Origin of the sequence: Aeoliella straminimaris (assembly GCF_024054565.1) — a bacterium.
In the GTDB taxonomy this organism is placed as follows: Bacteria; Planctomycetota; Planctomycetia; order Pirellulales; family Lacipirellulaceae; genus Aeoliella; species Aeoliella straminimaris.
Window position 1 is genome coordinate 1 of sequence record NZ_JAMXLR010000033.1, and the last position, 15,675, is coordinate 15,675.

Below are 15,675 nucleotides of genomic sequence, written 5' to 3' on the forward strand. Positions count from 1 at the left end.
CCATGCGTTAAGATTCTTGTGGGGTGCCAAGGCCGAATCCCGGCGAATGGCATGGCTCTTGAAGCCGTCTAAGTGAATGGGATCGACCGTAATACGATTAATGGTGCCGAAGTAGATCACATCGACCTGCTCGTGATACCGAATAGATGCTTGGAGCCCCCGCAAAATCATTCCACAAGTCTCTTGACAAAGGCTTCCTCATAGATGCCATTCGTCGTGACGACCTCTGCACGAATCCGGGATTGTCCGTTGAATGATCCATTGCCCCCACCAAGTTGGTAGACACAGGACTATTAGCACATGGAGCCAGCGGTTGTCCTAGGGCCGGGGACAACAACGGACTGCGGCGCCGGCCCTTCTGTCCGCACTTCATCCACTGAAAGCTATCGTGAAGCGGCCCGCTCTGCCTCGGGCAGCTTGTACTATGCTTCGATAACAGCCGGCAGGGAAGCAGATGAGGGCGGAATCTGCGTTAACTGCGCTCAATTCTGCGCCGCGGGCCTTGAACGCTGGCGTTACCCTCTTGTTTTATGAGGATCGTACGAGTCCCTGGCGGACTCCGACCTTTAGCTTACTGATTATGAGTCAATCAGTGACCTCGACAAATCCCGTGGAATACGGCGATTCTGAGCAGTGCGCAGCTCTGGGCGCAGCAGTTGGGAACGACCAAGGCCCGATCGCCCCCGATCTAGCCCTCGTTGTTGATCAGTGGACAGAGTTGCCCGAGGCTGTACGTGCGGGGATCACAACTATGGTTCGGACATCGGTTGCGATGGCGCGAGAGGCTCAGTAGAGACTTGCCGCCCCAGAGGCGCCGTCTCTACCTAGAGGATTACTCAATCAGCAAGCCTGTCAAACACTGGCGACCCGATGATGGTACCGATAGTGGCCTTTGGTGGGCTAACAAGCGTCACCAACTTGACTACACTTTCCTGGCCCCGAACTGCCGTCGGTGAAAACGACCGCTGCGCTTAAGGCCAAATCTTAAGTCCGCGAGGATGATGCACCCGCCAGCAGGAAGAAAATCGCGAAATGTGCGTCGGTCGGTCTCACCTCAGTCAATTGCCGGTCCGCGAAACAAACCAAGAATGCCTGTAATCCTACACCTATTGCCGGGCTCTCAATGGACATCACGCCAGGCCCGAAAAGGTGGTTATAATCGGCCTCATGGCCGACGTCACTCAAATCTTGTCGCAGATCGAGCAGGGCAACCAAAGCGCTGCCGAGCAGCTGCTGCCGCTGGTCTACGATGAGTTGCGAAATCTGGCCGCCGCCAAGATGGCGCAGGAGAAGCCAGGGCAAACCTTGCAGGCAACGGCGCTGGTTCACGATGCGTACATTCGATTGGTGGATGGCAATCAGGATCAGCATTGGGAATCGCGCGGACACTTTTTCGCTGCAGCTGCTGAAGCCATGCGTCGAATCCTCGTGGATGCCGCGCGGAAGAAGCAAGCAATAAAGCATGGTGGCGATAGGAAGCGCGAACCCATATCGTCGATTTTACAGGAAGGTGTGGGTCCCAATACCAGTCTTCTGGATATTGATGAGGCTGTGGCCAAGCTCGAAGATACGCATCCGCTGGCGGCGAGTGTCGTAAAACTGCGGTATTTCTGCGGAATGACCATTTCACAGACCGCGGAGTGCCTGGGCGTATCTCATGCAACTGTCGAACGGCACTGGACTTACGCGCGAGCTCGATTGCACGCTGAGTTGTTCAGCAACGAGTAGCGGGCGGTTGCCGACTGTTTTTTCTTTTCTCTCTTTTTCGATGAGGGACTTTCTAGCCCTAATTCGCATTGGTAGGTAGAGGATCAGTGACCATGTCAGACTCATCTCCCAACGAAATCGAACTTTTCGCGGCCGCTGCAACCTTGCAGCCGGAGGAGAGGTCAGCGTACTTGGACGCTGCCTGTGGCGAGGACCAAGAGCTACGGTCTCGAATCTACGGCTACCTTGAGGCTCACGAACAAGCGGGCCCACTTGATGCAGTGCCGCCGGGGCTGGCGGCAACAATGCAGCAGTTTGCGACCCAGAATGAAATTGGCTCCCAAATCGGCCCTTACAAAATCCGCGAGCAAATTGGCGAAGGGGGCATGGGGGTGGTCTATGTGGCCGAACAGATGGAGCCGGTGCGACGCAAGGTCGCTCTGAAGATCATTAAGCCTGGCATGGGCAGCAGAGACGTGGTGGGCCGTTTCGAGAGTGAACGGCAAGCGCTCGCGATGATGGATCATCCCAGCATTGCCAAGGTGTATGACGGAGGCGCCACTGATTCTGGTCAACCCTATTTCGTCATGGAACTGGTACCAGGTCTTTCGATCACGGACTACTGCAATGAGCAACGACTTTCCACTGAGGAGCGGCTGAAGCTATTCGCCCTGGTTTGCCGAGCGGTGCAACACGCCCATCAGAAGGGAGTGATTCATCGCGATCTGAAACCCTCAAATATTATTGTCTCGAGCATTGATGACGCACCGGCTCCCAAAGTCATTGATTTTGGCGTGGCGAAGGCAATCAGCCATGATCCGGCGAATCAGACTGTCTACACGCAACACGCGCAGATGATCGGCACGCCTCTCTACATGAGCCCCGAACAGGCGCAGCTAGGAGTGGTGGATGTCGACATTCGTAGTGATGTCTATTCGCTTGGAGTGCTGCTCTACGAATTGCTCACTGGCCGTACGCCGTTCGACAGCGATACACTGAAGCAAGTTGGTTTCGACGAAATGCGTCGCATAATTCGCGAAGAAGATCCGAAGCGCCCGAGCGAGTTGGTTAGCACCCTCAACGACAAGGCTATGTCGACGGTCACCAACAACCGGCAAACCGACCAAAATTGCCTGCGTACGAGTCTTCGCGGCGACCTTGATTGGGTTGTTTTGAAGGCGCTCGAAAAGGACCGCAACCGGCGTTACCAGTCGGCCAGCGACATGGCCGCCGACGTTGAGCGGTTTCTGTTGAATCAGCCTATCGCAGCTCGGCCGCCCTCGGTGTCGTATCAATTGAAGAAGTATGCGCAGCGACATGCAGCACGGCTCGTTCCAGCTGCTGTGGTCGCAGGGGTCTTGTTGGTTGGGCTAGCCTTTGCAATTTCCGCAGCGATTCGCGAACGTGCAGAGAAGGACCAAATGTCGCTGGAGACAGCGCGCCGGCTTTACGTGACTCAGATGCAACAGGCAGCAGCAGCTTGGGAGGAAAACGACTACGGCGCGCTCGAGTCTTTGCTCCAACGGACCACACCTCAGCCGGGGACCGACAAGTCTGACTTCCGCGGCTGGGAGTGGCGGTTCTTGAACCAGCAGGCGGGTCGTCCCTTCGTCGAAGCTCCGGACAGGTATATCTCACAGGCCGCTTGGCGACCGGGCAGTCACCAGATAGCGGTTTGCACGAAGGCTGCAGACGGGGGGACATCAGTTGAGTTGTGGAACGTCAATAGCCATACCCCCAATCGCGAGATTACTGCGCTGCCTGAGACGAACTTGGGGCAGGTTTGCGGGTTGCGTTGGTCTCGCGATGGGGAGCGGCTTGCAATTGGCGACTATCAAGGCCGTGTTGTTGTCATATCGGTAGAGACCGGCGAGCGACTGTTTGATCGAAACGCTTTCGAAGCGGGCAGAGACGTGGGCCATGTGGAGGCGTTCGATCTCTCACCAGCGGGTGAGCGACTGGCAGTATCCAGTTTCAATGGGGATCACCGACTATGGAGGATTGAAGAGCCAGAATTGCTTTTCGAGGCGCACGATGCAACTTGGCCGAACGTAAGCAGCGTTGCCTTTTCCCCTGATGGCAAAACAGTCGCGATCGCTGCAAGGTTTGGTTCATTGCGTCTCTGGGACATTCAAACAGAAACTATTGTAAGAGAATTCGAGCAACTGGACCTGGGGAGTGAGAATTTAATCGCATGGAGCCCCAGCGGAGATTGCTTCGTGGTCACGGCGAATCGAGAAGTTGCTGTCTTTGACCCGAAGGAATCGGCTCCGGTGGCTAGATTTCCGCACCGCCCCGCGCGGAGTGTTGCGTGGATCGACGAGAACAGGCTGGCTTCGGCGGGCGCGGACCATGCGGTTCGGCTCTGGGACGTGTCGAGCGGGGTCGAGACACGCACTCTCTATCTGGGCTCCGAACCGACCAACATCTTCGGCGTCAGCAGCGATGGCTCCTTGTTAGCCACGAAGACGCGAGGCCGATTGCGAGTCCTTCGTGTCGATGAGGCGGGCGGGCTCCAATCCTTGAATGCAACAGCTGAATCAACGACGGGTTGCCTGCATGTTCGGTGGAGTGCCAATGGTCGACTATTGGCCACTTCAACCAACGGGGGATCAATGCCAGAAGAGTGCAATCCAGTGGTTCGGGTTTTCGACCCCTACGGTGGAGTCGTGATGGAGCACGCCGTCGGTGCGAATCACTGGATTGCCTGGAGCAGCGACGATCTATTATCCGTATCTGACTCGCGCGGCAAGCTTTACTCGATCGACATCAAACGGCGTGAACTCGACGAGATACGCACTTTGGCGACCAACTCTAAGCCCGATGGCGTGCTGCTGGCCTTGAACCCACAGCGGGGCGTCTTCGCAGCTTTTGGGGACACCTCCCAAGACGCCGCTCGTGACAAGCTGCTGATAAGGGAAATAAACACCTGTAAGCTCCTCGACGAGATTGACCTCGATCCTGGTTGGGGGCATAGCATGCAATGGAGCCCAGATCACCGCTACCTCGCTGTAGTCCACTCCATAGGGGGCTGGAGGCTCGGCATTCTCGTCTACGATCTTGACTCACGCGAGCATCGTCTTCGCGTACTGGATAATACGGCTAGGCCGACTTCCGTTTCTTGGGACCCGACAAGTAGCGAGGTGGTGGTCGGTCGGTGGGACGGGATCGTTCAGCTATTCGACGCCAAGTCGCTCAGGTACCGAGTACAACTCCAAGGGCACCGCGGGCCGGTTTATTCGACAGCCTGGTCGCCGGACGGCACGCGTGTCGCGACTGGGAGCGGCGATGGGACGCTGAGGATCTGGGACGCTAATCACGGGGATCATGTCGCCGTGTTCCATCTGCCAAACGAACCTAACATTTTATCAATCGACTGGTCACCGGATGGGCGGACGTTGGCCATCGGCGACAGCACGGGTGCGATCTACCTGCTTGAAGCCAGCGAAGGCAAAAACGGAGACGACACCACTCATAAGTGAACGAATGACTGGCGGCCGCATTACGCGGAACGTCGGACTTCACGCTCATCGGGGGCGAGATGACCGAGCGCTCAGCCTGCGCGACCGGTCGAGTTATTTTACTTTTCAGCAGGCCAAACGAGAGGAAAGGAAGATGTTGCGAAATCCCTATGCCATCGTCGCGATCGTTACGGCCGCCTCACTGATGTCTTTACTGGTCGGCCAAATCTCGAAGGCCGGTCAGGTGAGCGGTGGCGGAGTCGTGATAGATCCCGATGACCCAAGTATCACCGGTCGTTTTGGGATAAGTGCGCAAAAATCGGCTGGCGGGACAGCCAAGGGCGAGATTCAGTGGGTGAGAAAGATTGACGGCCAAATAAGCGCCATCTCTCATGTGAGAGTCGACTGCATACTATTGCTGGATTCGAATACCGCGCTCGTCGGAGGCACAGTCGTACTCGACTCCGATCCCAGTTACATCGGCACCACTGCCATAGTAGGCATACGGGACAACGGCCAAGGACTGTCGGCGCTGCCCGACGAACGGACCTCGATCCTGTACAGTCTTGAGGCTGGATTTGAACTCGATTGCGACACCGTAGCCTTCTTAATCTCAAATGGAGTAATCGATGTGGAAGATTTCTTACAGCCCGTTAAATCGGGCAATTTCCAGGTGAGTCCTTAATGCGGGGCACGCAACTAGTGCGTGTCCAGCGAGATTGAGTCTTGAGAATTGACTTGTCAATTAGCAGAGACGTTGTTCGTTGAACGTTTCAAGCCCCCTATTCGCAGAGGAGCAAACCGATGCGTAAAGCTTTCACACTCGTCGAAGTATTGGTGGCTATTGCCATTATCGGAGTGCTAGTGGCATTGCTCTTGCCTGCCGTTCAGGCCGCTCGCGAGTCGGCACGGCTATCCGAATGCAAGAACAACCTCAAACAGATCGCGCTCAGTCAGCTCGATCCGGGCACGATGCCACCCGAGTGGCAAACCGCAGAAGGGACGTACTACGAGAGCACGGAGGTGCGTGCGGGCCGCTACCCAAAGTGCCCGTCCGCTCATCGATTGCGGGACACCGAGTACAAACCGGAACCCTATTTCAACGATACGGTCGGCGCGATGATGTCGTCTCCTGGCTATCAAGTCGATTTCAGCGATCAGCCCCAGGTGCAAAACTTTGGAAGTGACTACTCACCCACCTCAAAGATTCGCTTCTATGATCCTGCTTGTGGTGGAGGAATGAACGGTAACTTTTATGGCTGGTCCACCTATATTTCCGACTACAAAGGTTGGGAAAAACTCACAGATGGCCTTTCGACGACACTGATGTTTGTTGAGCGGGCTGGCCTCCCAACTTACTACGAAACGCTCCCACACCATGGATCGCATAATCGCGAACCAAATACTGACGTCGCCTTTGTGACCTTTTGGGGCGTATTCCAACCGCTGTCATGGGTCAATATTCCTTGGCGTCCCTCACAAGGCCTAGAAATCAATCGTGCAAACACCACGGAAATGTACAGTTTCCATCGAGGTATCTGTGTGGCGATGTGTGACGGGTCGGTACACTTCAAAGCGGAAGGCGTCGACCCGAGGGTGATGCTGGCGCTCTTCACCGCGCAGGGTGAAGAGATTGTCTCCGGCGACAGGGCGAGTGGTGAGTGCGAGCCCAAGTGGACTCCGCGTTTCTGACGCGACTTGTCGCATCCTCTCCCTAAATGCCGCGTACGACGCCCGCCGCCAGATCCTGCGTTCTGTACGCACCCACCATCGAATTATTCAAGTTTCCAATAGTCGAACATAGGGAATCGCGCCATGTGCTATCTCATCTACAAGCTAAGGCGAGGGATAAGCGTGGTTGCTATCTCAATGCCATTTCTCCTTTGGTCCACACAAGTCGCGAGCGCCGAAACGATACTTGTCGATGACTTCGATGGCGATCTCTCGGAGTGGACGCTGTTCGACACAACCGTCGGGCAAGACTGGGGGCCAGCGATCACGGAGATCAATGGGAAGGACGAACTCTGGCTGGCGAGTAGAAGGCCGATTCCAGCGAAAAAAATGGGGCTTGTGGGAGGTGTGTGGGATGCGGGAATTAGTGATTCGACATACACCAATGGCACCTATCGTGCGCGAGTACGGATCGAAGGTGAAAACACGCGTGCCGGCATCTCAATGCGGGTAACTGGGGCACTCGCGACGGGATTCAATACCTATAATTTTGAGGTGCAACCAAGTCGGTTGTCGGGACGTATTGTAATCGCGAGACTCGAAGGCCTCGGCGCGGTGGATAGTGTACTGGCTAGCGAATCAATACCACTCGATGAAGAGATTTTCCTGCAAGCGTCTGCGATAGGAGACCAGTTGGCGTTTAAAGTGTGGTCGGCCGACGAGACGGAGCCAGCAGAGCCGCAGCTCACATGGACAGACAGCGAGTATCCGACCGGCACGCTGGGCTTGTATGCGTACCGCGAGAGTGGCCAAGGCGGCGGATTTGTATTAGGTGGAGAGGTGTCAGCCGTATTCGACGACCTCACCTTTACCACGCCAACTTCAACCGCGAGAATAATTCCCGAACCCGCAACGGCGTTGGTGCTAGTCGTAGCCATTGCTTTCGCATTCGTGTTACGGCAATTATCACGGCATCGATCATTCCGTACTTCCCTTGCAGTAGTCTCTCTCTGCCTTCTATTCAATCTCAATGCGAGGCAAGCTGCGTCGCAAGTCTCGTTGAACCTTGGCAGTTTCAACGTGAGCAGTACCGATCCAAACGCCGTTCCGAAGCCACTGCAGATCCCAGCAGGAAAGTACAATGCGTATTCGGTAACGCTCGACTTTTCGAGCGTGCAAGGCGATCCTTGGTCGGAAGAAGCCATCTGGGCTATTGCAGATGGCGCAGTTGGTGGGGTGCATACCACCGTTTATAACGATCCTGGAACGTCGGATTCTGCTAGACGTGACGGCCTGCCGGTTACACTACACTGGTCGGGAATGCTGGACTTGCCAATCACGGGAGCCACCGATCTGTCATTTGTGCCCTTTCAAACCGTAGAATTCAACGGAGTGACTTTTGTAGCTAATTGGGCTAACACCCTCTTGGAGCTAAGTTACGTCCAGCCTCCTGCGCTTCCGACACTTACTGCTCACCTGGGAGTTGTGAGTGATCCCTTTGTGCCGTTTACTATCGATTCATTTGGATCCGAGTTTGATACAGAAATCGCTATCTATTCCGAGACCGGCAAGGTCATCCGGCACAACGACGACGCGAACGGCATCGAGCAAAGCGAGATCGATGTCTACAACGGACTTCCTCCAGGTGATTACGTTGCTGCACTTGCGGGTTTCAATTCGATTTTCGAAGACGACTATGCAGTAATCTCTGGGACCTCTGGCGGTGGGTATAATGTGAGTTTGACGGGACACGCAATATCGGGGATCTTGCCGGCCGATGCGACGGCCTTCTTTGGGTTTTCCATTGCCGAAGTGACGCTGCCGGGCGACTACAACAACGACGGCACGGTCGATCTGGCGGACTACACCGTCTGGCGGAACAATTTGGGTGCTAACTCGGGCACGTTGCTGAACGACCCCACCCCTGGCGTCATCGGCACCGCACAATACGCTACCTGGAAATCCAATTTTGGTGCTACCTTGCCACCACCAGCATCGCCGTCCATCGCAACGGTCCCGGAGCCAAGTACTTCGATATTGCTTACACTGTTTGCTTTGGGGATCTCCTATCGATGCCACGGGGCGAGACGCTGTTTAACGAGTAGGTTCCTCCCTGCGAACTCGCGGAGGAGTGTACACTGCTGCAAGTTTGCGTGAGGTCCAACTCCGGTCGGGTGGACCACCCGACTTGAGTTAACAGAAGCTGCGAACTACAGAGGAGTCCTTCGAGATTGTCTACCGCTGCGCCTGGGCTTCACTTCTATTCAGGTTCGATGCCGTGCTCACGCAAGAACTCCTCTGCCATCTGCTGGATCTTTCGCTCACGGTAATCGTAGAACGCGTGGACAATCCTGTCGTCATTAACTGACTTCTTCCATCCACTGATGGAGCCGGAATAGGCGATTCGTGCCCTTGAATGGTCTTCCAGATTCTCAGTCCAATCTGAATCCAGGAATTCCCGCAGAAGCTCGTGATGGTCACCGTGATCAAGACCTGGAATCTCAAGGTATTGGTGGGGAAAGGCGTTAACACGTTCGCGAATGGTGCTGTTCTCCTCGGGAGAAATGCCTGCCTCCATTTAAGCATCTTCGTCGTTCTCATAGACCCATTCGACCTCCCCCGATTCTAGGTCAAGGTAAGTAGAGATTGGACAGACATCTTGAAAGTCCACGTCTCTTTCAAACGCCATGCTGAACATCGTCTGATCAATGACTACCCGTCGCAAGTGCGAGTGTCCCATTTTCGCTTTACTCCCGACTCGGCGAATAAATCCCGAACGATAAGACATTAGGTTACTATCTCACGTTTCACGCGTCGTCCCATACTCGTTCGTTTCCATCCCAATCTCCGCCAAGCACGTATTCCATCCATTTGTTGAAGAAGTCGATCATCTCTTGCTGTGGATAGTGAAGAGACTGCTCCTCTTCGAGAGCACGTTTCGCGGCCGCCGCCAACGCATCCTCTTCTTCTGGTGTCGCGTGAGAAAGATAGGCCATGATATGACTCATCGCTGCTTCGCTCGCGTCGTCAGAATCTTCTAAGCTCTCTTCGACTTCCATTTCTTGGCAATCGATGTACGCCACAGCATAAACAAGTGCATCGGCAATGGAGTTCACTGCAATTACCTCGCAATTTAGTTTCGTAGGATGACAATTTGTTGAAACGGGATTGTACTAACTTCGGAGGCGTGTTGTCACAACTCCCATCGTCTGCAATTCCCCGCATGCACTGCGGCTGAGGCTGTACCAGTGTCAGTAACTCATGCGGCTGAGGTACTATCGGCGGCGACACCTCCGCAGCTATGCCGGGAGGCGCCGCCGCGGCCGGATGCTACGCTTGGCGGAACCTTCGCCGGCAGCACGGACACTCACCGTCGAAACCGTGTATCAGCGCGGTGAACGCCGTAGGCTGCGGCAGCGACATAATCGCCTTGAATGCGAGCGGGTCGCGATGGGCGTAATGCCGGTACGTCACGCCACCGACAGAATGCCCGAGGATCTCGATGGACGACTCCGGCATGTGCTCGTCGTAGTACGTCGCGCAAGTTTTTCGAAGATCTTTTAGAACCCAGAGCTTCTCCTCGCCCGTTTCCACATCTTGCTTCGGTTTAACCCCGGCCAGGGCGCAAAGCCGTTGGAACTGTGCGTTTGGGCGCGAGGTGCCGCAGTGGAACACTGGCTGGTCAGGCTCGATGGTTTCAGGTCGGAGACTCTTGAGGTGGACTTTCACGACCCTATTCATCGGTCGATAGAACTGCTTCTTGGTCTTCACCCGACGGTAGTACAGCCAACCGTAGCGTGAGTCCTTGCCTTGGCCGTTCGGTGGCTCGGGACGCCAACAGACATGCCTCCACAGGATAGGCTCGTGGAAGGATGCAGTCTTGAACACCGTTCCGGTGTCGACGCCGTAGTTGAAGAACACGACCAGCGCCGCCCGCCAGTAGTGGCCCACCGTTAGCGGTTGCTTCCAACCCCTCGGCCGCTCCAGCTCGTAGGTGGCGAAGTAGAGGGCGTCTAGGTCCGCCTTCGTCAGATAGTGGCGACCGGCCACATCGCGTTGCGGCTTTGGCTTGGGGAGCCGTGGCAGTTTCTCCAGGAGGTCCTGCTCCCAGGCCCAAGAGAGGATTGCCCTCAGGTTCTCGCGGGACTTGTTGGCTGTACGCCCCGCGTTCGACCCACCGTCTGCTGCGGCTTTCTCATGGACCCAGTCTAGAAAGTCGCGCAGGTGAACCCTGCCGATCTGGTCAACGTCGACTCCTTTCCCCCAAGTGGTCCACTTGGTGACAGTGCCCCGGTACTCCTTGCACGTGCCGGACGAGAGCTTCTTGGCGGCCAGATACTTGGCGGCGACGGACTCAAAGCTGATGGACATAGTGACGGCTCCCGGCCGTCGGCACACGCCTCCGTCCCAGGTTCCACCAGCCGATGGCCACGATCGGCGTCCTGCTGAACCTCCTGTCGCTCTGGTGATTTGACCAGGCAGCCTACGCTAGCTGCACAGATGACCCCATTGTAGTCGAGAAAATGGCGAAGTGTGCGAGTTGGAGAGTGGGCTAACTTGCTGAGACTGATGCATCCGCGGCGCCCTAGTGCGACCGCAAACTGCCGGCGGTGCCGCGAACTCAGCAGCAAATCGCTCGGACTACTGAGTGCCTGAGTCCGCCTCTCTGTATGCTATACTCGGCTCTATGGCCGACGTCACTCAAATCTTGTCGCAGATTGAGCAGGGTGATCCCTCCGCTGCCGAGCAACTGCTGCCACTAGTCTACGACGAACTCCGCATGCTGGCGGCTGCGAGGCTAACACACGAGAAACCGGGGCAGACCTTGCAGGCCACCGCTTTGGTGCACGAGGCATATCTACGACTGCTCGGGCCTGATGCAGACCACCGCCAAGATTGGAATGGGCGAGGCCACTTTTTCGCTGCGGCTGCCCAGGCGATGCGGCGTATACTCATCAACCAGGCACGCGACAGGGCGAGATTTAAACGGGGTGGCGGGCTCAAGAAACTAGACCTCGACAGTGTTCAATTCGCTATGGAGACGCCAAGTGACGAATTGCTAACGATTGACGAGGCAATCGAACAACTCGAACTGCATAACCCCGCTTGCGCGAAAGTCGTAAACTTACGTTTCTTTGCTGGTCTGTCCACGAACGAGACAGCAGCTGCCATGGAGATTTCAGCGAGCACGGTGAAGCGCCATTGGGCTTATGCACGGGCCTGGCTGTATGATGCGTTGAGTCAGGACGAAGATTCTGGGTCCGCATAATTTCTTTCATAAAACTTGAAGAACTTTGACCCACTCTAGCCGTCAACGGGGCACTGTATAGTGAGGCACGAAACATAGGAGCTCAGCTGTGGCTATCGATACTCCCGACATTCAGGCTATTTTTGACGAAGCCATCGCCTGCGAATCCAATGAGCAGCGGTCCCAATTCCTAGACGACGCCTGTGGCCACAATTCTCAGGTAAGACATAGAGTGGAAGCGCTTTTGCGGGCTCATCGAGAAGCGGGTGGATTCTTCGGAGGACCAGAGGGAGCTACAGAGTACCAGCCAGTCTCCGAGCGCCCTGGCGATACCATCGGCCTTTACAAGCTGCTCCAACAAATCGGCGAAGGGGGTATGGGCGTGGTCTACATGGCCGAGCAGACCGAGCCCATTGAGAGACGAGTCGCCCTGAAGATCATCAAGCCCGGCATGGATACCCGACAGGTGATCGCCCGCTTTGAGGCCGAGCGGCAAGCGCTGGCGATGATGGACCATCCGAATATCTCCAAGGTGTTTGATGCCGGCGTAACCGACACCGGGCGGCCGTACTTCGTGATGGAATTGGTGAAGGGCACTCCAATCATTCAGTATTGCGACGAACACAAGATTCCATCCCGCGAACGATTAGAGCTATTTATTCCTGTTTGCCAGGCCATTCAGCATGCGCACCAAAAGGGCATCATTCACCGCGACATCAAGCCCTCGAACGTGTTGGTAGCTCACTACGATGACACGGCAGTTCCGAAGGTGATCGACTTTGGGGTGGCCAAGGCGGTCGATCACCGGCTGACCGAGAAAACGATGTTCACCGAGTTCGGTCAAGTGCTGGGGACATTTGAATACATGAGCCCCGAGCAGGCCAAGCTGAACCAGTGGGATGTCGACACCCGGACTGACGTTTATTCGTTGGGGGTGCTGCTCTATGAGTTGCTGGCGGGCGAAGTTCCCTTCGACCGCCAGCGGCTCCGCAGTGCGGCCATCGACGAGCTATTGCGAATCATTCGCGAAGAAGATCCCCCGCGTCCCAGCACCCGCGTGAGCAGCAGCCAGTCGCTGCCGACGATCGCCGCCAATCGCAAGACCGAGCCGAAGAAGCTCAGCACGCTTATTCACGGCGAGCTCGACTGGATCGTGATGAAGGCGCTGGAGAAGGAACGCACCCGACGGTACGACACGGCCAGCAAGTTCGCCGAAGACGTTGAACACTACCTGAACAACGAAGCGGTGGAGGCGTGCCCGCCGTCGGCAGCATATCGTTTCCGCAAGTTTGTCCGGCGGAATAGGCCCGTTATCGGAACTTTGGTCGCTGTGGCAGCAGCCCTGGTGATTGGCGCAAGTGTGGCCGTCTGGCAGGCGATCGAAGCGGACATTGAACGTGATCGGGCTATTGTTGCCGAACGAGCTGCTGAGGAAGAGGCTCGCCGCGCCAACGAAGAAGCTGCGCGAGCGGACAAGGAAGCGAACAGGGCCGTTGCCGAAGCCAACAGAGCCGAAAGGCAACTTGCTCGAGCGGAGGAGGTAAAGCAACTTGTCTCTGACATGCTTAACGGTGCAGCGCCCGCGGTGACGCTGGGCGCCGACCCGACGGTTCTCATCAAGATTCTCGACGAAACTGCCGAGCGCCTCGAGGCCGGGGAAATTGAGGACGAGGTGGTGGCGGCGGAGCTGCACTGGATCGTTGGCCGCGTCTACAGCGACCTGGGCCGGGACGAAGACGCGCTGGAGCATTTCAAGACCGCGGTGGAGGATTATCGACGCCTGAAGCCCAATCACATCGACCGCGCCAATGTACTTGGCCAACTTGGCAACGTTTACCGTCAACTCACCCGATACAGCGAAGCGGAAGAACGCATTTCCGAAGCGCTGCGCCTTAGCCGCACGCACGACGAACGAAGTATCTTTACCGCGGGCACTATGGGCGACTTGGCCACCACCTGGTATTGCCAGGGCAAGTATCAGCAAGCCGAACAAATGTTTCTCGACGCATTGGATATTCTCAACGAACACGTCCAGGAAGGAAAAGAGCGAAGTTTGCTTAAGAACCACCTCAACAATCTTGGGAATATCTACCTCGACATGCATCGGTATGAGGACGCCAGGCAGCGGTACCAGGAAGCGCTGGACAGCATGACTGACGTGGCTGCGGGAGATCCCGATCGGCTGTCTACCCTGGGCAATCTGGCCATTGCCGTCGGGAAATTAGGTGACTTGGAAGAGGCGGAAAGCATACGGAAGGAGGTCCTGGCGGAATATGAAAGAATCGTGGACGAATCCCATCCGTCGCGCCTTGCGGCTAAACACAACTTGGCGAGCTCCTACGACAATCGTGCAAAGAGGACCGGTAACGCGGAGTTACGCAAGCGTGCTAAACGCATGTATCGGGAAATCATCGATGTTCGCGACGCAAGCGGCAATACGCCGCACAGTGTCTATCCGGTTATCAACGCTAAGTCCAACCTTGCGGGGATGCTTGGTGAGGACGGCGATTTTTCGCAGGCGGCGGAGTTACAAGAAGAGGTGATCGATGAGCTGGTGCGCAACAAAGATCCAATGGTGTATCGATATCGTCTCGGATTGGCGCAGGTTTACTTCAGCTGGGGTCAGGCGACGCAGGATCCAGAGTTGCTGGAGAAAGCCCGGCAAATCCTGGAAGGCGTACTAGCATTGGAATCCGGCGGCCAGGCGATTGAACTATCGACGGACGACCGTACAACCGCAAAGCGGTTGCTTGTCGCCGTACTGGGGCAATCGCTCGAGGACGATGAGGCGCTTGAACAAGTCGATCAAATCGTAAAGGAACTGCAGGAAGAACAGGTCGGTACGCAGAAGGAGCGCCAGCTCAATACAGTAATGATCGCCGTCAACTATCAGAAAGCGTGGATGCACCATCAACGCGATGAGTATGCCGAAGCCGCAGAAATTTACAGCGAACTGGTCCAGGTGATGGAGGGCAACCCGGACATCAAGCCCCAATGGCGGCTCGGCACCAATGCCAATCTTGGCTTTCTATTGCTGCGGTCGGAGAAGTACAAGGAAGCGCGGAGCGTGCTTGAACCCTGTCTGGTAAAGATGCGTGTTGAGCTGCCGGAAGAACATGAATTCACGGAGAACGTCATCCGCTGGATCGCCGAAACCTACGAAAACCTGGAACTGCACGACATGGCGCGGCAGCGTTACGCCGAAGCGCTCGACTTGCAGGTGGGCCGGTTTTACGACGACGGTAACCCTGCAACGCTGAATCACTTGGCATGGCAACTCTTGACGCATCAATACCGAGAGCTTCGCGACCCAAAACGGGCATTGCCGCTCGCTCAGCGCGCCTGCAACAAAGCTCGCCAACAACCGAGCGATGAACTTTGTGACTACCTGGACACGCTAGCGCTTGCCCAATACGAAACAGGCAATACTGTGGCGGCGGTCGACACCCAGCGCGAGGCAATCGAACTCTTACCATCGACGCGAGTCGCCGATCGAGTGAAATATGTGGAGCGATTGGCCGAGTACGAGGCAGCCCTCCGTGATCAAACAGAACCAGCATCGGACGACTAGTGAAGCGAACCTGTGAT

General features: G+C 56.1%; 10 protein-coding genes. 7 read left to right on the forward strand and 3 right to left on the reverse strand.

The window, feature by feature from the left end:
• Positions 1-1,167: 1,167 nt before the first annotated feature.
• From NG895_RS09035 to NG895_RS09055, 5 genes are all read left to right on the forward strand, one after another.
• On the forward strand, positions 1,168-1,728 hold the full coding sequence (locus tag NG895_RS09035) for an ECF-type sigma factor (protein WP_252852158.1): 561 nt from the start codon (positions 1,168-1,170) through the stop codon (positions 1,726-1,728).
• A gap of 92 nt (positions 1,729-1,820) precedes the next feature.
• Entirely contained in the window at positions 1,821-5,189 is a 3,369-nt protein-coding gene (locus NG895_RS09040) for a serine/threonine-protein kinase (RefSeq protein WP_252852159.1), read from the forward strand.
• Between the two features lie 133 nt (positions 5,190-5,322).
• A complete protein-coding gene (locus NG895_RS09045; protein ID WP_252852160.1) occupies positions 5,323-5,853 on the forward strand; it encodes a hypothetical protein in 531 nt (176 codons plus the stop codon).
• A 119-nt stretch (positions 5,854-5,972) separates the two neighbouring features.
• Complete coding sequence (locus tag NG895_RS09050; RefSeq protein ID WP_261360737.1) at positions 5,973-6,860, forward strand: DUF1559 domain-containing protein; 888 nt, start codon at positions 5,973-5,975, stop codon at positions 6,858-6,860.
• Positions 6,861-6,983: 123 nt separating this feature from the next.
• On the forward strand, positions 6,984-8,996 hold the full coding sequence (locus NG895_RS09055) for a T9SS type A sorting domain-containing protein (RefSeq protein WP_252852162.1): 2,013 nt from the start codon (positions 6,984-6,986) through the stop codon (positions 8,994-8,996).
• A gap of 103 nt (positions 8,997-9,099) precedes the next feature.
• Here the strand turns inward: NG895_RS09055 and NG895_RS09060 are convergent, their stop codons facing one another.
• The 3 genes from NG895_RS09060 to NG895_RS09070 form a co-directional block, all read right to left on the reverse strand.
• Positions 9,100-9,417: a hypothetical protein gene (locus NG895_RS09060; protein WP_252852163.1), complete on the reverse strand. Its 318-nt coding sequence runs from the start codon at positions 9,415-9,417 to the stop codon at positions 9,100-9,102.
• Between the two features lie 229 nt (positions 9,418-9,646).
• Positions 9,647-9,955, reverse strand: coding sequence for a hypothetical protein (locus tag NG895_RS09065; RefSeq protein WP_252852164.1), 309 nt, complete (start codon positions 9,953-9,955; stop codon positions 9,647-9,649).
• Positions 9,956-10,169: 214 nt separating this feature from the next.
• On the reverse strand, positions 10,170-11,210 hold the full coding sequence (locus NG895_RS09070; RefSeq protein WP_252852165.1) for a tyrosine-type recombinase/integrase: 1,041 nt from the start codon (positions 11,208-11,210) through the stop codon (positions 10,170-10,172).
• 316 nt (positions 11,211-11,526) lie between these two features.
• Between NG895_RS09070 and NG895_RS09075 the strand changes: the two genes are divergently transcribed.
• The gene (locus NG895_RS09075) at positions 11,527-12,108 is read left to right on the forward strand and encodes an ECF-type sigma factor (RefSeq protein WP_252852166.1); all 582 of its coding nucleotides are present in this window, start codon (positions 11,527-11,529) and stop codon (positions 12,106-12,108) included.
• Positions 12,109-12,196: 88 nt separating this feature from the next.
• Entirely contained in the window at positions 12,197-15,658 is a 3,462-nt protein-coding gene (locus tag NG895_RS09080; RefSeq protein ID WP_252852167.1) for a tetratricopeptide repeat protein, read from the forward strand.
• Positions 15,659-15,675 lie beyond the last annotated feature (17 nt).